Raw genomic sequence first — 19,059 nt, 5'->3', positions numbered from 1 at the left:
CGCAGCGCCTCGTAGCTCAGGCCGCGGCGCGGGACGGCCCGCAGCTGTTCCTTGACCGCCTTGAGGGTGGCACCCCAGTCCCCCGACGGCGGCAGGTCGAGCGCCACCGGGAACTGCGTGGTGAACCAGCCGACCGTGCGGGAGAGGTCGACACCGTCGAGGACGTCCTCGCGGCCGTGTCCCTCCAGGGCGATCAGCACTCCATCTTCGCCGGTGCGGTCGCGCGGCACCCGGCCGCCGCTGTTGTTCCTGGCCGTGCACCACGTCGTGACCGACGGGGTGTCGCTGCGGCTGCTGCTCGGCGACCTCGAAACCGCCTACGGCCAGGTCGTCGCCGGAGCGCCGATCCGGCTCGCGGCCACGGCCACGCCGTTCACCCAGTGGGCGCACCTGCTGGACCAGCACGTCCGTGCCGGCGGGTTCGACGACGACCTCGGGCACTGGACGCGCGTGGCCCGCCGGGTCCCGGCGCAACTGGCGGCCGACCACGCGGGCGCGGGCACCACCGGCTCCACCCGCACGCTGACCGTGACCCTCGGCGCCGAAGACACCGACGCGCTGCTGCACCGCGTCCCCGCGACCTACCGGACCCAGGTCAACGACGTGCTGCTGAGCGCGCTCGGCCGGGCCCTCGCCGACCGCACCGGCGAAGATGGAGTGCTGATCGCCCTGGAGGGACACGGCCGCGAGGACGTCCTCGACGGTGTCGACCTCTCCCGCACGGTCGGCTGGTTCACCACGCAGTTCCCGGTGGCGCTCGACCTGCCGCCGTCGGGGGACTGGGGTGCCACCCTCAAGGCGGTCAAGGAACAGCTGCGGGCCGTCCCGCGCCGCGGCCTGAGCTACGAGGCGCTGCGGTACCTCGGCGAGCCGGACGCGCCGGGCCACGCCCTGCAGGCGTTCCCGCTGCCCCAGGTCTGCTTCAACTACCACGGCCGCTGGGACGCCCAGGCCGGCGACCAGGGGTTGTTCCGCGGACGGCACGACAGCCCGGGCCCGGACATCGCCCCGGAGGAGGCCAGCACCTACCAGCTCGACGTGACCGGCGTGGTCGAGTCCGGCGAGCTGTCGCTGACGTGGTCCTACTCCGACCAGGTCAACGACTCCGGCACCGTCCGCGAGCTGGCCGAGGCGATGCTGACCGGGCTGCGGGAGATCGTCGCCCACTGCGCGCGGCCCGGCAGCGGCGGCCGCACCCCGTCGGACTTCCCACTGGCCCACCTCGACCAATCCACTGTGGACCGGTTGGTCGGTGACGGCCATGACGTCGACGACCTCTACCCGCTGACCCCGCTGCAGGCGGGCATGCTGTTCCACAGCCTCCTCGAGCCGGCCGCCGACGCCTACGTCGACCAGGCCCGGATGCTCCTGGACGGGGTCCGCGAACCCGACGCGTTCGCGCAGGCCTGGCAGCAGGTCGCCGACCGCACCCCGGTCCTGCGGACCGAACTGGTCTGGGACGGCGTCGAGGAACCCCTGCAGCTCGTGCGGCACCGGGCGGTCGTCCCGATCACCCGCCACGACTGGCGCGGGCTGTCCGAGGCCGAGCAGGCCGAACAGCTGGCCCGGCTTTCGGCCGAAGACGCCGCCACCGGCCTGGACCTCACCACCGCGCCGCTGATGCGGCTCGCCGTCGTCGCGCTGACCCACGACCGGGTGCTGCTGATGTGGACCTCGCACCACATCGTGCTCGACGGCTGGAGCCTCGCCCAGATCTTCACCGAAGTGTGCGAGCAGTACGCCGCGATCACCGAACACCGGGTCCCGCGCGTGCCGGCGCACCGGCCGTTCCGCGACTACCTCGGCTGGCTCGCCGCCCAGGACGCCGGCGCGGCCGAAGACCACTGGCGGTCCGTGCTGTCCGGCTTCGCCGCCCCGACCCCGCTGCCCTGGGACCGGCCGCCGGCGAGTGCGCACCGGACGCGCTCGTCGCGGACGGTCCGGACCTCCCTGTCCACAGAGGACACCGGCCGGCTCCGGGCGGTGGCGCGACGCCACGGGCTCACCGTCAACACGCTCGTGCAGGGCGCCTGGGCGCTGCTGCTGGCCCACTCGAGCGGCGAATCCGACGTCGTGTTCGGCACCACCGTCTCCGGCCGCCCGGACGACCTGCCGGGCGTGGAGAACATGATCGGGATGTTCATCAACACCGTCCCGACGCGCACGCGGATCGACAGCGGCGAACACGTTTTGCCGTGGCTGCAGCGGCTGCAGGACGAGCAGAACCAGGCCCGCCGCCACGACTTCCTCGCGCTCGGGAAACTGCGCGCCCTCAGCGACGTCCCGCCGGGGGAGAACCTCTTCGACAGCATGGTCGCGTTCGAGAACTACCCCTTCGACGAGAACGCCGCAGCACAGGCGGGCGTCACCCTGCGCGAGGTGACTGCGCTCGACGCCACGACGTTCCCGGTCACCCTGCGCGCCTACGCCGACCGGCAGCTGGGCTTCGAGCTCGGCACCGACCCGGCGCTGTTCGACGACGAAACGGCCGCGGCGATGGCGGCCCGGCTGGAGACCCTGCTGCTCGGGATCGCCGAGGACCCGGACCGCCCGATCGCCCGGCTGCCGTGGCTGCCGGCCGCCGACCGCGCCCGGCTGGTGGTGGCCGAAACCCCGTCGCTGCCCGCGCCGACCATCACCGAGCTGTTCGCCGCCCAGGTCGCCGTGCACCCGGACGCGGTCGCGCTCACCGCCGACGGCACCCACTTCACCTACGCCGAGCTGAACGCGCGGGCGAACCGCCTGGCGCACCGGCTGATCGCGCTCGGCGCCGGGCCCGAACGGTTCGTCGCGCTGCGCCTGCCGCGCTCGCCGGAGCAGGTCGTCGCGATCCTCGCCGTGCTCAAGGCCGGAGCCGCCTACCTGCCGATCGACCCGGCGACCCCGGCCGAACGCGTCGAGCGGATGTTCGCCGACACCGATCCCGTCGCCGTCCTCGCACCCGAAGACGTCGACGTGGCCGAGGGCCCGGACACCGACCCGCCGCCGCGCTGCACCCCGGACCACCCCGCCTACGTCATCTACACCTCCGGTTCGACCGGGCTGCCCAAGGGCGTGGTGATCCCGCACCGCAACGTCACCCGCCTGTTCGCCGCGGCCGACCGCTTCGGGTTCGGGCGCGACGACGTCTGGACGCTGTTCCACTCCTACGCGTTCGACTTCTCCGTCTGGGAGATCTGGGGCCCGCTGCTGCACGGCGGCCGGCTCGTCGTCGTGCCGCACGCGGTGTCCCGCTCGCCGCGGGAGTTCCTGCGCCTGCTGGCCGACGAAGGCGTCACCGTGCTCAACCAGACGCCGTCGGCCTTCTACCAGCTCGTCCGGGCCGACGAAGACGACCCCGGTGCCCGGCTCGCGCTGCGGTACGTGGTCTTCGGCGGCGAGGCCCTCGACACGCGCCGGCTGGCCGGCTGGTTCGCCCGCCACGGCGATCGCGCCCCGCGGCTGGTGAACATGTACGGCATCACCGAAACCACCGTGCACGTGACCCAGCACGACCTGGTGTCCGGTGTGGACACCCCGGGCGTCATCGGCACCGTCCTGCCCGACCTGTGCGGGTACGTCCTCGACACGGACCTGAACCCGGTCCCGGCCGGGGTGCCCGGCGAGCTCTACGTGGCCGGTGACGGCCTGGCCCGCGGCTACCTCGGCCGGCCCGGGCTGACCGCGGCCCGGTTCGTGGCCGACCCGTTCGGCGCGCCCGGCTCCCGCATGTACCGGTCCGGCGACCGCGTGTCCCGCACCCACGACGGCGCCCTGCGCTACCACGGCCGCGCCGACCAGCAGGTCAAGATCCGCGGCTTCCGGATCGAACCGGGCGAGATCGAGGCCACCCTGCTCGCCCTGCCCGAGGTCGGCTCGGCCGCGGTGCTGGCGCGCGAGGACGAGCCCGGCCGCAAGCGACTGGTCGCCTACGTCGTCGCCGCGACCCCGGACGCCCCGCCGACCGCCGCGCGGCTGCGCGAGCACCTGAGCCGGTCACTGCCGGACTACATGGTCCCCTCGGCGTTCGTCACGCTCGGCGAACTCCCGTTGACCCGCAACGGCAAACTCGACCAGCGGGCGCTGCCGGCCCCGGCCGCGGCCGCGGCGGAACCCGCCGAGTTCGTCGAACCCCGCACCGGAACCGAACGCACGGTGGCGGCGGTCCTGGCCGCGACCCTCGGCCTGGAGCGCGTCGGCGCCGACGGCAACTTCTTCACCCTCGGCGGGGATTCCATCCTCAGCATCCGGTTCACCTCCGCGCTGCGCGAGGCCTTCGGCGTCGACGTGTCCCCGCGCACGGTGTTCGACCACCCGACCGTGGCGGGCCTGGCCGCCGCGCTGCCCGCCGCGTCCGCGACGCCGTTGTCCGCGGCGATCACCCCGGTGGACCGCGACGGCGAGCTGCCCCTGTCCTTTGCCCAGCAGCGCCTGTGGTTCCTCGACGACTTCGCCCCCGGCAGCACCGACCACGTCACGGTCTTCGGCGTGCGGCTGCGCGGTGAACTGCGGCCCGACGCCCTCGCCCGGGCGCTCACCACGCTGATCGCGCGGCACGAGTCGCTGCGCACCACGTTCCCGGCCGTCGACGGGCGCCCGCGCCAGGTGGTGGGGGAGCCGTGGCAGCTCGCGCTGCCGGTCACCGAAGTTCCCGGCGAGGACGACCTGCGTCGGCTGCTGGCCGAGGACCTCGCCCGGCCGTTCGACCTGGCCCGCGGCCCGCTGCTGCGGGCGCGGCTGGTCCGCCTGGCCCCGGACGACCACGCCCTGGTCCTGGCTCTGCACCACATCATCACCGACGGCTGGTCGATGGGCGTCCTGATCGGCGAGCTGGCCACCCTCTACGGCGACGAGCGGGCCGGACTGCCCGCGCTGCCGATCCAGTACGCGGACTTCGCCGCGTGGCAGCGGGACCGGCTCACCGGCGACTTCCTCGACGAGCAGCTCGGCTTCTGGCGCCGGGAGCTCGACGGCCTGCGCCCCCTCGACCTGCCGACCGACCGCCCGCGGCCGGCCACCCGGACGTCGAACGGCGCCGAGCACGAGTTCGCCCTCGGTGCCGAGGCCCTCGCCGGGCTGCGGCGGCTGAGCCGCGACCGCGACACGACGCTGTTCACGGCGCTGGTCGCGGCCTGCCAGCTGGTGCTGCGCCGCTGGTCCGGCCAGGACGACGTCGCCGTCGGCACGATCACCTCCGGCCGGGACCACCCCGAGGTGCAGGATCTCGTCGGGCTCTTCGTCAACACCGTCGTGCTGCGGTCCCGGGTGGCCGGACACCGGGGCTTCGGTGAGCTGCTCGGCGCCGTCCGCCGGACGGTCCTGGATGCCTTCGCCCACCAGGAGGTGCCGTTCGAGCGGATCGTCGACGAGCTCGGCCCCGACCGCGATCCCAGCCGCACCCCGCTGTTCGAGGTCCTCGTCACCCTGCAGAACGCGGGCAACCGCCTGCCCGCCCTCGCCGGGCTCACCGCCGGTGAGCTGACCCTGCCGATGACCACCGCCGGGTTCGACCTGAGCGTCGAGTTCGAAGAGCGCCCGGACGGCCTGCGGGGTCTGCTCAACTACAACACCGACCTGTTCGACGCGGCGACCGTGCGCCGGTTCGCCGAGCAGCTCACGGTCCTGCTCACCGCGGTCACGGCCGACCCGGACCGGCCGGTTGACACCCTGCCGCTGCCCGCGGCCGAACACGACCTCCTCGAGACGTGGAACAAGACCGGCCGCCCGGTGCCGGACATCACCGTCGTCGAGCTGTTCGAGGCGCAGGCCGCCCGCACCCCGGACGCGACCGCGCTCGTCTGCGGCGACACGACGCTGACCTTCGCGGAGCTGAACGCCCGCGCCAACCGGGTCGCGCGTGTTCTCGTCGCCCGGGGAGCCGGACCCGAACGGCTCGTCGCGGTCGCCCTGCCGCGCTCGGCCGAGTCGGTCGTCACGATTCTCGCCGTGCTCAAGGCCGGTGCCGTCCACCTGCCGCTGGACCCGGAACTGCCCGCCCGGCGGCGGGAGGCGGTGCTGGCCGACGCCCGGCCGGTCCTGGTGGTCACCGAACCGGTTCCCGCGGAGGAACCGGGCACGGACCTCACCGACGCCGACCGGCGCGCGCCGCTCACCCCGGACCACGCCGCCTACGCGATCTACACCTCCGGCTCCACCGGAACGCCGAAGGGCGTGCTCGTCGGCCACCGCGCCCTGGCCAACTTCGCCGTCGACCACGCCGGCCAGTTCACCGCCGCGGCCGGGGCGGACCGGTTGCGGGTGGCGCTGACCGCGGCGTTCTCCTTCGACGCGTCCTGGGAAACCGTGCTGCTGATGCTCACGGCCGGGCACGAACTGCACGTGATCGACGCCGACACCCGGCTCGACCCCGCCGTGCTCGCCGGCTACGTCACCGAGCACCGGATCGACCTGGTCAACTCGACGCCCTCGTTCGTCCGGCACCTCCTGGACGCCGGGTTCGGGGACCACCGCCCGTCCGTGCTGCTGATCGGCGGGGAAGCCGTCGGCGAAACGCTGTGGCGTGCCCTGAGCGACCTCGACGGCGTCACCGCGTTCAACCTCTACGGCCCGACCGAGTGCACGGTCGACGCGACCCTCTGCCGGATCGGCGAGACCGCGCGCGAAGTGATCGGCCGCCCGCTCGGGAACGTGCGCGCCCACGTCCTCGACGACCGGCTGCGCCCGGCCCCGATCGGCGTGCCCGGGCAACTGCACCTCTCCGGCGTCCAGCTGGCCCGCGGCTACCTCAACCGCCCCGGGCTGACCGGGGATCGCTTCCGCGCCGACCCCTTCGGGCCGCCCGGCAGCCGGATGTACGCCACCGGCGACCGCGCCCGCTGGACCGCCGAAGGCCACCTGGAATACCTCGGCCGCGGCGACGACCAGGTGAAGATCCGCGGCTTCCGGATCGAACCCGGGGAAGTGGAAGCGGCCCTGCGGGCGCTGCCCGAGGTCGCCGACACGGTGGTCGTCGCCCGTCACGACGACGGTCACGCCCGCCTGGTCGCCTACGTCGTCCCGGGTTCCGCGGCGGATCCGGCGCGGCTGCGGACGGCGTTGAAGGAAACCCTGCCCGAGCACCTGGTGCCGTCCGTGTTCGTGCCCCTCGACCGGCTGCCGCTGGCCACCAGCGGCAAGGTCGACCGCCGCGCGCTGCCCGCACCCGCCCTCCACCCGGCCCCGGCCGAGGGCCGGACCGCCCCGCGCACGGACACCGAACGGGTACTGGCCGAGATCTGGGCCGACGTCCTCGGCGTCGGCGAACCCGGGGTGGACGACAACTTCTTCGCCCTCGGCGGCGATTCGATCCTCAGCATCCAGGTCGTCGCCCGGGCCCGGCGGCACGGCCTGCGGCTGACCTCCCGGGACGTCTTCCGCCACCAGAGCATCGCCGAGCTGGCGCTCGTGGCCGGCACCGAATCCGCCGAACTCGAGACCGGGTTCACCGGTGCGGCACCCCTCACGCCGATCCAGCGGTGGTTCTTCGAAACCGGCCACCACGACCACTTCACCATGTCCACGCTCGCCGAACTCGACCCGGACGTCTCGATCCCGGCCCTCGAAACCGCGCTCGGCGCGGTGCTGGCCCGGCACGACGCGCTGCGCACCCGGTTCACCCGCACCGAAGCCGGGTGGCGGCAGGAGTCCGGGGCCGACACGGAGCTCCCGGCGCTGCGGCACGTCGAAGTGCCCGAAGCGTCCGATGTGGACACCGTGGCGGCCGAAGCGCGTGCCACCCTGCGGGTCGGCGAGGGCCCGCTCGCCGCGGCCGTGCTGCTCACGTCTCCCGGACTGCCGCCGCGGCTGCTGCTGGTCATCCACCACCTGGTGGTCGACGGCGTGTCCTGGCGCATCCTCCTGGAAGACCTGGAAACCGCCTACCGCCAGGTGGTCTCCGGGCAGCCGATCGACCTCGGCCCGGCCCCGGTGAGCGCCCTGCGCTGGGCCGACCGCCTGGCCGGGCACGCGTTCGACGCCGAACTGCCGTACTGGACGGAATCGCTCGACGGCGTCGTCCCGGACCTGCCGGTGGACGCGGCGGGGGAGAACACCGCCGGGACCGCCCGCACGGTCACCGTCCGGCTGGACACCGACACCACCGATGCCCTGCTGCACCACGTGCCCGAGGTCTACCGGACGCAGATCAACGACGTCCTGCTCAGCGCCCTCGGCCGGGTACTGGCCCGCTGGACCGGCCGCGACCGCGTGCTGGTCGCCCTGGAAGGCCACGGCCGGGAAGAGATCTTCGACGACCTCGACCTCTCCCGCACGGTCGGCTGGTTCACCGCCGAATTCCCGGTGGCGCTCGCCATCCCGGTGGCCGGCGACTGGGGATCGACGCTCAAGGCCGTCAAGGAGCAGCTGCGGGCCATCCCCGGCAAGGGCCTCGGCTACGGCGCCCTGCGGTGGCTGACCCCGGACTCGCCCCTGCGCGACGGTCCGGTGCCGCAGATTTCCCTGAACTACCACGGACAGTGGACCGCGGGCGGCGACGACGGGCTGTACCGGGGCTGGGGCGACGCCGGTGGCGACATCGACCCCGAGCGGCCGCGCACCGCGCTGCTCGACGTCGTCGGCATCGTCGACGGCGGCGGACTCGAACTGGCCTGGACCTACGCACCCGGCGTCCACCGCGAGGACACCGTGCGCGGGCTCGCCGAGCAGGTCCTGACGGCGCTGCGCGAGATCGTCGCGCACTGCGCCACCCCGGACGCCGGCGGCCGCACGCCGTCCGACTTCCCGCTCGCCCGGCTGAGCGCGGCCGAACTGGACACCGTGGCCGGCGACGGCCGCACGGTCGAGGACGTCTACCCGCTCACCCCGCTGCAGGCCGGGATGGTGTTCCACACCCTGGTCGACGACGGCTCCCCGGCCTACTTCGAGCAGGTCCGCATCCGGCTCGCCGGGGTCGCCGACCCGGCCGCCCTCGCCGCGGCCTGGCAGCGGGTCGTCGACCGCACCCCGGTGCTGCGCACCCGGCTCGTCTGGACGGGCGTCGAAGAGCCCGTGCAGGTGGTGGAGCGCGCCGCGACCCTGCCGGTCACCCACCACGACTGGCGCGACCTCGGCCCGGCGGAACGCGAAGCCGCCCTGGAGAAGGCCTTGGCGGCCGACCGGGCCGTCCCGTTCGACCTGACCCGGGCGCCGCTGACCCGGCTGGCGATCGCCGCCCTGCCCGGCGACGAGGTCGACCTGATCTGGACGTCCCACCACGTCCTGTTCGACGGCTGGAGCTCCGCGCAGGTCTTCGCCGAAGCCTGCGAGGAGTACGCCGCCGCGTCCGCCGGTGTCCGGCCCGCCCTGGTCACCCGCCGCCCGTACCGGGACTACCTCGGCTGGCTGGCCGAACGCGACCAGGCGGCCGCCGACGGCTTCTGGCGGGACACCCTGGCCGGCTTCGACGCGCCCACCGCGTTGCCCTACGACCGCCCGCCGGCCGAAGCCCACCAGTCCCGCTCCACCGACTCGGTCCGGATCGAGCTGCCGCCGGCCGCGACGCTGCGGCTGCGGGAGTTCGCCAAGACCCACGGCCTGACCGTCAACACCGTCGTGCAGGGCGGCTGGGCACTGCTGCTGGCGATGCTGTCGGGGGACCGGGACGTCGTCTTCGGCACCACGGTGTCCGGCCGCCCGGCCGACCTGGCCGGCGTGGAGACCATGATCGGGCTGTTCATCAACACGATTCCCACCCGTGTCCGCGTGGCCACCACCCTGCCGGTGGCGCGGTGGCTCGGGCAGCTGCAGACCGCCCAGAGCGAGGCCCGCGACCACGACTTCGTGTCGCTGGCCCGGCTGCGCCCGCTCAGCGACGTCCCCGCGGGGCAGAACCTGTTCGACAGCATGGTCGTGTTCGAGAACTACCCGATCAGCGAGCCCGCCACCGCGGGCGCGCCCCGGGTCGTCGAGGTCGCCTCGGCCGACGCCACGAACTTCCCGCTGTGCCTGCGCGCGTCCCTCGACGAAGGCCTCGCGCTCGACCTCGCCTACGACCCGGCGCTGTTCGACGCCGGCACCGTCACGGCCATGACCGACCGCCTGGTCCAGCTGCTCGACGCGGTCGCCGCGGACCCGGACCGGCCCCTGGCCCGGGTGCCGTGGGTCGGCGCGGCCGAACGCGCGCGGGTGCTCGCCGACGCCCACGGCCCGGGCGCCGCCGGGACGCCGTCCACGGTGCCCGCGCTGTTCGCCGACCAGGTGCGGCGGCGTCCGGACGACCCGGCCGTGCTCGCCGGCGACCGGACCCTCACCTACGCGGAGCTCGACGGGCGCGCCAACCACCTGGCCGGGCGGCTGACCGACCTCGGCGTCGCCGTGGAGGACCGGATCGGGCTGCTGCTCGAACCGTCGCTCGCGCACGTCGTCGCCGAACTCGCCGTGCTGAAGGCGGGGGCGGCCTACGTGCCCCTGGACACCCGGGCGCCGCACGAGCGGCTGCGTGCGGTGCTCGCCGAGGCCGGGGTGTCGGTCGTCGTGGCCGGCGACACCTGGGTGCCCGCCGCCGAAGCCGTCCACGGTGGACCGGTGCTGACGGTCGGCGAGCAGCGGTCGGCCACCGCTGCGCAATCGTTTGCGGGACCCGAAAACCTCGCCTACGTCATGTACACGTCCGGCTCCACCGGCGTCCCCAAGGGCGTCGCCGTGCGCCACCGCGACATCACCGCGCTCGCCCAGGACGGCCGGTTCGCCGGCGGCGCCCACACGCGGGTCCTCTCGCACTCGCCGCTGGCCTTCGACGCCTCCACCTACGAACTGTGGGTCCCGCTGCTCAACGGCGGCGCGACGGTCCTGCCCGACGGGCCCGACCTGACTCCTCTGTCGTTGCGGCGCGCGGTATCCGCGCACGGGGTGACGTCGGCGTGGCTGACCGCCGGGCTCTTCCGGCTGCTCGCCCAGGACGCCCCGGACGCCCTGCGCGGCCTGCGCGAGGTGTGGACCGGCGGCGACGTCGTCCCGCCCGCCGTGGTGCGGGCGGTCCAGGCCGCGTGCCCCGGCCTCGTCGTGGTCGACGGCTACGGCCCCACCGAAACCACCACGTTCGCCACCGCGTTCCGGATGACCGGGGAGGCAGTGCCGGAGCCGGTGCCGATCGGCCGTCCCCTGGACGGCATGCGCGCGTACGTGCTGGACGCCGAGCTGCGCCCGCTGCCCGCCGGCGCCCCCGGCGAGCTGTGCCTGGCCGGCGCGGGCCTGGCCCGCGGCTACCTCGGGCGGCCCGGCCTGACCGCCGAGCGGTTCGTCCCCGACCCGTTCGGCGCGCCGGGGGAGCGGATGTACCGCACCGGCGACGTCGTCCGCCGCGGTCCCGACGGCGAACTCGTGTTCCTCGGCCGGTCCGACGACCAGGTCAAGCTGCGCGGGTTCCGGATCGAGCCCGCCGAGGTCGAGGCCGTGCTGGCCGCGCACCCGGCGGTCGCCCAGGCGGTCGCGAGCGTCCACACGGACCCTTCCGGTACCCGCCGGCTGATCGCGCACGTCGTCCTCGAGCGCGCCGCGGATCCGGACGAACTGCGCGCGCACGCCGCCGCGACGCTGCCCGAGTACATGGTGCCCGCCGTGGTGCTGGTGCTGGCCGCGCTTCCGTTGAACCGCAACGGAAAGGTCGACCGCCGGGCGCTGCCCGCACCGGACGACCCGGTGACCTCACAGCGGCCGTACGCCGAGCCGGCCACCGCGACCCAGCGGGCCGTCGCCGGGATCTGGCAGCGCCTGCTCGGCGTCGAGCGGGTCGGGGCGCAGGACAACTTCTTCGAGCTCGGCGGCGATTCGATCCTCAGCATCCGGCTGGTGTCCCGGCTGCTGGCCGAATGCGGCGTGTCGCTGTCGCCGCGGGCGGTGTTCGCCCACCCGACGGTGTCCCGGCTCGCCGCCGCGATCGAAACGGTCGGGGCCACGGCGCAGGACCCGATCCCGGCCGTGCCCCGCGACGGCGAGCTGCCGCAGTCCTTCGCCCAGCAGCGGCTGTGGTTCCTCGACGAGTTCGAGCCGGGCGGCACCGAGTACGTCACGAGCTCGGCGGTGCGCCTGCGCGGCGAACTGGTCGTCGACGCGCTCGCCGCGGCCTTCACCGCGCTGGTCGCCCGGCACGAGCCGCTGCGCACGACGTTCGGCTCGGCCGACGGCCACGGCGTCCAGGTGGTGCACCCGCCGTCGCCGGTGCCGCTGCCGGTCGTCGACGCCCGCGAGGAGGAGCTCGCGGAGATCCTGCGCGCCGACGGCGAGCAACCCTTCGACCTGAGCGAAGGGCCGCTGCTGCGGGCGAAACTGATCCGGCTCGCGCCGCGGGAGCACGTGCTCACGGTGGCGGTGCACCACATCGTCACCGACGGCTGGTCGAACGGCCTGATCGCCGAAGAAGTCGGCGCGTTCTACGCGGCGGCGTTGCGCGGCGAACCGGCGGACCTGCCGCCGTTGCCGGTGCAGTACGCGGATTTCGCGGCCTGGCAGCGCGGCCGCCTCGCCGAGCGGGTCCTGGCCGGCCAGACCGACTACTGGGCCGAGCGCCTGCGCGACCTCACCCCCCTGGAGCTGCCGACCGACCGGCCGCGCCCGCCGGTGCGCACCACCCGCGGCGCGACGCACGAGATCGTCGTCCCGGCGGCGGTGACCGCCCGGCTCGAGCAGCTGAGCAGGGCACGGTCGTCGACCTTGTTCACGACGCTCGTCGCGGCGTGCCAGGTCCTGCTGGGCCGCTGGGCCGGCCAGGACGACGTGGCGGTCGGCACGGTGACGTCCGGCCGGGAGCGGCCGGAGCTCGAAGGACTGGTCGGCTTCTTCGTCAACACGCTCGTGCTGCGGGCGCGGGTCCGCCCGGAGACGGTGTTCACGGCGTTCCTCGACGAGGTCGCGGCGGGGGTCCGGGCGGCGTTCGACCACCAGGACCTGCCGTTCGACCGGGTCGTCGACGCGGTCCAGCCGGGCCGCGACCCGAGCCGGACACCGCTGTTCCAGGTGATGGTGGTGCTGCAGAACAGTCCTCGCGAGGCAGCGCGGCTGCCCGGCCTGGAGACCGAGGAACTCCCGCGACCGGCGACGGCGGCGAACTTCGACCTGACGCTGGAGTTCCAGCCGGACGGCGAGGTGCTGCGGGCGGCGCTGACGTACAACACGGACCTGTTCGACGCGGCCACGATCGACCGCCTGGCGTCGCACCTGGGTGTGCTGCTGGCGGGGGTTGCGGAAAACCCGGACCGGCCGCTGGCCCGGCTGCCGCTGATCGGCGCGGCCGAACGCGAGCTGGTCCTGCGGGCGTGGAACGACACGGCTGTTCCGGTGGAGCCGCTCACGGTGCCTTCGCTGATCTCGGCCCGCGCCCGGCGGACGCCGGACGCGATGGCGGTGATCGGGGGCGAATCCCTGACGTACGCCGAGCTGGAGAGCCGCGCTTCGCGGTTGGCGTCGGTGCTGGCCGGGTACGGGATCGGGCCGGAGCGGCTCGTGGCGCTGGCGTTGCCGCGGTCGGTGGAGATCGTGGTGGCGCAGCTGGCGGTGTGGAAGGCCGGCGGGGCGTTCGTGCCGGTGGATCCGACTTACCCGATCGAGCGCATCACGTTCATGCTCGCGGACGCGCGCCCGGCGTTGGTGCTGACGCTGGAGGGGCTGGCGCCGCCGGTGCCGGAGGGGGTGGCGGTGCTGGCGCTCGACGACCCGGGGTCGTTCGAGGCCGCGGCGGAGCTCGGAGGCGGGGGTCCGGTTCGGCCCGCCGCTTCGGCCGCCGCGGTGCCGGTGCGCCCCGAGCATCCCGCGTACGTCATCTACACCTCCGGCTCGACCGGGCGCCCCAAGGGCGTGGTCGTCACCCACGCCGGGCTGGCGTCCTTCGCCGCCGCCGAGGCCGAGCACCTCCGGGTCGCCGCGGGCGATCGCGTCCTGGCCTACTCCTCGCCGAGCTTCGACGCTTCCATCCTCGAGCTCTGCCTGGCCCTGCCCGCCGGTGCCGCGCTCGTGGTCGTCCCGCCCGAGCCGCTGCTCGGCGAACCGCTCGCCGAGTTCCTCGCCGGCCACCGGATCAGCCACACCCTGATCCCGCCCGCCGCGCTGGCCACCGTCCCGGCGGCCGAGCTGCCGGACCTGCGCACGCTCGTCGTCGGCGGGGACGCGTGCCCGGCCGAACTCGTCGACCGGTGGGCACCCGGCCGCCGGATGATCAACGCCTACGGCCCCACCGAGTCGACGATCGTCGCGACCTGGAGCGAACCGCTGCAACCGGGCACGCCACCGCCCATCGGCCGCCCCATCCCGAACACCCGCGTCTACGTGCTCGACGCCGCGCTCCAGCCCGTGCCGATCGGCGTGGCCGGCGAACTGTACGTGGCCGGACCGAGCCTGGCCCGCGGCTACCTCGACCGGCCCGGCCTGACCGCCGACCGGTTCACCGCCAACCCCTTCGGCGCGCCGGGGGAGCGCATGTACCGCACCGGCGACGTCGTCCGGTGGACCGCCGCCGGGCACCTGGAGTTCTCCGGCCGCGCCGACGACCAGGTCAAGGTCCGCGGCTTCCGCATCGAACTCGGCGAAGTCGAAGCGGCCCTGACCCGCCACCCCGGAGTGGCCGCCGCCGTGGCGGCCGTCCAGCAGGACGAGTCGGGCCACAAACGCCTGGTGGCCTGCTTCGTCGCCGAGCCGAAGACCGGGCCGGGGATCGGGTCGGACACCGGGCCGCGTACTTCGCCGGAGGCTGAGTCGGACACCGGGCCGCGTACTTCCCCGGAGGCTGGGCCGCACACCGGGCCGCGCACTTCGCCGGAGGCTGGGCCGGACACCGGGCCGCGCACTTCGTCGGAGACCGCACCGCACGCCGCGCCGCGCACTCCGGCCGACAACGGGCGGCACTCCTCGCCGGAACCTGGCCCGGTCAGTCCCGCCGAGCTGCGTGAGTTCCTCGCCCGGTCGCTGCCCGGCCACCTGGTGCCCTCAGCCCTGCTGGAGCTGCCCGCGCTGCCGCTCAACCCGAGCGGCAAGGTCGACCGCCGCGCGCTGCCCGTGGTCGCCGCCGTGGCCGAGACCGCCGCCCGGCACGTCGAGCCGGTGACCCCGGCCGAGCGCACGCTCTGCGCGGTCTGGGCGCAGGTCCTCGGCCTGGACCGGGTCGGCACCGCCGACAACTTCTTCGAGCTGGGCGGCGACTCCATCCTCAGCATGCAGGTCGTCTCGCGGGCGCGGCAGGCCGGGCTGCAGGTGTCCACAAAGGACATCTTCCTGCACCAGACCGTCGCCGCGCTCGCTCCCGAAGCCGGTGTGGTGGCCGAAAGCACCGAGGCCGGCGGCCCGGTCGTCGGGCCGGTGCCGCTGACGCCGATCCAGGACTGGTTCTTCGCCACCCACACCGTCAACCCGCACCACTTCAACCAGTCGATGCTGGTCGAGCTGGCCGACGGCTTCGACGCCGGCGCCCTCCGGCAAGCCCTCACCGCGGTGTGGACCCACCACGACGCCCTCCGGATGCGCTTCACCCACACCGAAGAGGGCTGGCACCAGCACAACGCCGACGTCGAGCCGGTGCCGGGGCTGCGCCACGAGGACCTCACCGCCGTGCCCGAGGCCGACCGGCCGGCCGCGCTGGAGCGGATCGCCGACGCCGTCCACGCCGGGTTCGACCTTGCGCGCGGTCCGCTGCTGGCGGCGGTCCTGGTGACGGCCGGTCCGGCGTGGCGGCCGCGGCTGTTCCTGGCCGCGCACCACGTCGTGGTCGACGCCGTCTCCTGGCGCATCCTGCTCGACGACCTCGACACCGCCTACCGCCAGGCCGCCCGGGACGTCCCGATCGACCTCGGCCCGCGGACGACGTCGTTCCGGGACTGGGCGCACCGCCTGCGCGACCACGTCCGCGCCGGCGGCTTCGACGGCGAACTGGCGTACTGGACCGGCCTGCCCGCCGCGGGCGCGCTGCCGGTGGACCACGACGGCGGCGAGACCGGCACCGCGGAGGTCACCGTGGTGCTGGAGGCCGGCGACACCGACGCCCTGCTGCGGTCGGCGCCCGCGGCCTACCGCACGCGCGTCAACGACGTCCTGCTCACCGCGCTGGCCTGGGCGCTGGCCCGGTGGACCGGCCGCCCGGACGTGGCGATCGCGCTGGAAGGCCACGGCCGGGAGGACGTCCTCGACGGCGTCGACCTCAACCGGACGGTCGGCTGGTTCACCACGCTGTTCCCGGTGGCCCTGTCCATCGCGGACACCGAGGGAACCGACTGGCGGACGCTCGTCAAGTCCGTCCGCAAGCAGCTGCGGGCCGTGCCCGGCAACGGCTTCGGCTACGGCGCCCTCCGCCACCTCGGCGAACCGGACGTCCGGGAGCGGCTCGCGGGCCACCCACCGCAGATCTCGTTCAACTACCTCGGCCAGTGGGACGGGGCCGCCGGGCCGGCGACGGCCGAGAGCCTCTACGCGGCCGTCCGCGGTTCGCTCGGCCGCGACCACGACCCGGCCGAGCACCACCCGCACCTGCTCGACCTGGTCGGCGCGGTCCAGGACGGCGAGCTCGTGTTCTCGCTGATCTACCAGCCGGGCCGCCACGACCGGCGGACCGCCGAAGCGCTGGCCGGCGACTTCGCGACGGCGCTGCGGCGGATCGCCGCCGACAGCCGGGCCCCGGCCCGCCGGAAGGAGCGGCGGTGACCACGCGGCTCTCCCGGAATCGCAACTACCAGCTGCTGTGGGGCAGCCAGGCGCTGTCGGAGGCCGGGTTCAGCGCGTCGATGATCGCGTTGCCGCTGCTGGTGCTGACGGTGACCGGCTCGCCCGCGCTGTCCGGGCTGGTCCTCGGCGTCGACGCGATGGCGCAGCTGGTCGCCGGGCTGCCCGCGGGCGCCCTGGCCGACCGGTGGGACCGCAAGAAGATCCTGCTGGGCTGCGAGGCGGTGTACGCGCTGGCCGTGGGGAGCCTGGCCGCGGCGATCTGGTGGGACGCGGTGAGCGTGCCCCACCTCATCGCGGTCGCGGCGGTGCTGGGCTGCTGCCGGTCGCTGTTCGGCCCGGCCGAGGGCGCGATGCTGGCCGGCGTCGTGCCCCCGGCCCAGCTGCCGACGGCGGTGGCGATGAACTCGGCGCGCGGCGCGCTCGGGCAGCTGTCGGGCACCGCGGTCGGCGGGTTCCTCTACGGCCTCGGGCGAGCCGTCCCGTTCGCCTTCGACGTGCTCGTCCACCTGATCTCGCTGGTCGCGCTGACCTTCGTCCGGGCGCCGCGCCGCGAGGCCGCGCCGGTCGAAGGCGGGCACCTCGGCCGGGAGATGGCCGAGGGACTGCGCTGGGTGTGGAGCGAACGGCACGTGCGCGTCACGGTGGCGTGCGCGGTGAGCCTGAACTTCTTCTTCAGCGCCTACTACATCGTCATCATCGTGCTGGCCAAGGAACGCGGCGTCACCTCCGGCGAGATCGGCGTGATGGCCGCGATGCTCGGCGTCGGCGGCGTGGTGGGGTCGCTGATCGCGCCCTCCCTGCAGCGGCGGCTCAGCCCCTACGTGTCGATCATGAGCGTGTTCTGGGTGCTGACGCTGCTGACCCCGCTCGCGGCCGTGATCCACGACGGCTACCTGCTGGGCGCGCTGTTCGTCGCCATGGCGCTGCTCCCGCCGACCGCCAACACGACGATCGGGACCTACCAGCTGCTGCTCACCCCCGACCGGCTGCGCGGCCGCCTGACCAGCGTGATGGGCGTGATCGGCGGGGTGTCCGCGGCGACCGGGCCCGCCTTCGGCGGCCTGGTGGTGCAGACGTTCCCCGGCACGAGCGCCGTCGTGCTGTGCGCCGCGGGGATCGCCCTGGTCACCCTGGTCGTCACGGTCAGTCCCACGCTGCGCCGCTTTCCCCGCGCCGACACCCTCGTCCCCGCATCCGAGCCGACGACGACCGAGGAGAAAACACCATGACCACCCAGGAATCCGGCGTCGCGTTCGCCTTCGAAGAGCTGCTGGCCCGCTCGGCGGCGCTGCGCGAGCGCGGCCCGGTGCACCACGACGAAGAGCGGGGGCTGTGGCGGGTGCTCGACCACCCGGGCGTCTCGCGGGTGCTGTCCGACCCGGCGGCGTTCTCGTCGGACTTCAGCGGGCTCACGCCGGTCCAGGAGGACTTCGAGACGTTCCGCAAGGGCAACTTCGTCGGGATGGACCCGCCGGACCACCGCAAGCTGCGCACCCTGGTCAGCCAGGCGTTCACCCCGCGCGTGGTGGCCGGCCTCGAACCGCGGATCCGGGCCATCGCCGGCGAGCTGCTCGACGAGGTCGGCGGGGCTTCGCGCTTCGACGTCGTCGACGCGCTGGCGTACCCGCTGCCGATCATCGTGATCGCGGAGCTGCTCGGCGTCCCGGTGGCGGACCGCCCGCTGTTCACCCGCTGGGCCCAGGTCCTCTTCAGCGGCGACCAGCTGGGTGAGTCGGCGGACATGGCGGACATCCAGCGGGCGCTGGACGCGATCGCGCCGACGATCCGCGAGATGAACGCGTACATCCTCGACCACATCCGCCACCACCGCGCCCACCCCGGCCCGGGCCTGACGAGCAGGCTGGTCGAGGCGGAGTTCCACGGCGAGCGCCTCGAGGACCAGGAGATCGTCGGGTTCGTCGCGCTGCTGCTGATCGCGGGGCACATCACGACGACGGCGTTGCTGGGCAATGCGGTGGTGACTTTCGACCGGAACCCCGCTTCCGCGGCGGCCCTGCGGTCCGCTCCGGCGAGCCTGCCGGCGGCGCTGGAGGAGGTGCTCCGGATGCTGCCGCCGTTCCCGGAGCTGGGCCGCCGCACGACGAGCGAGATCGAGCTGGGCGGCCACCGCATCCCGGAGAACTCGATCGTGATGGCGGACCTGGCGGCGGCCAACCGTGATCCGGCGTTCTTCGACCGGCCGGAGGTGTTCGACCCGGGCCGCACCCCGAACCCGCACCTGACGTTCGGCCACGGCATCCACTTCTGCTTCGGCGCCCCGCTGGCGCGGCTGGAGGGCCGGATCGCGTTCGAGGTGCTGTTCGAGCGGTACCGGGACCTGGCGGTCGCCACGGACGCTCCGGTCGAGTTCCAGAACCCGGCGGTCATCGTGAGCGTGCGGCACCTGCCCCTGGACGTCCGCCGGTGACGCCGATGGGTGGTCGA

The 19,059-nt window shown here is 74.4% G+C and carries 3 protein-coding genes and 1 pseudogene; 3 read left to right on the top strand and 1 reads right to left on the bottom strand.

The window, feature by feature from the left end:
* Positions 1–236 (bottom strand): annotated as a pseudogene (locus CCN39_RS26485) (condensation domain-containing protein); the annotation flags it as partial.
* Between CCN39_RS26485 and CCN39_RS26480 the strand changes: the two are divergent.
* From CCN39_RS26480 to CCN39_RS26465, 3 genes are read left to right on the top strand one after another with little or no spacing between them, the layout of a single operon-like run.
* Positions 214–16,593, top strand: coding sequence for a non-ribosomal peptide synthase/polyketide synthase (locus CCN39_RS26480; protein ID WP_244211017.1), 16,380 nt, complete (start codon positions 214–216; stop codon positions 16,591–16,593). The pseudogene CCN39_RS26485 and the gene CCN39_RS26480 overlap by 23 nt on opposite strands.
* Positions 16,590–17,843 carry an MFS transporter gene (locus CCN39_RS26470; RefSeq protein WP_086846388.1) on the top strand — a complete coding sequence of 418 codons (1,254 nt, stop codon included), beginning with the start codon at positions 16,590–16,592 and terminating at the stop codon, positions 17,841–17,843. The genes CCN39_RS26480 and CCN39_RS26470 overlap by 4 nt, the downstream gene beginning before the upstream one ends.
* Entirely contained in the window at positions 17,840–19,042 is a 1,203-nt protein-coding gene (locus CCN39_RS26465) for a cytochrome P450 (RefSeq protein ID WP_086846386.1), read from the top strand. Before CCN39_RS26470 ends, CCN39_RS26465 begins: the two co-directional genes overlap by 4 nt.
* The last annotated feature ends 17 nt before the right edge of the window (positions 19,043–19,059 follow it).

This window comes from Amycolatopsis kentuckyensis, assembly GCF_002155975.1.
Lineage (GTDB): Bacteria > Actinomycetota > Actinomycetes > Mycobacteriales > Pseudonocardiaceae > Amycolatopsis > Amycolatopsis kentuckyensis.
The sequence above is the reverse complement of the archived record's forward strand: the minus strand, read 5'-3'. Positions and strand labels throughout refer to the sequence as shown.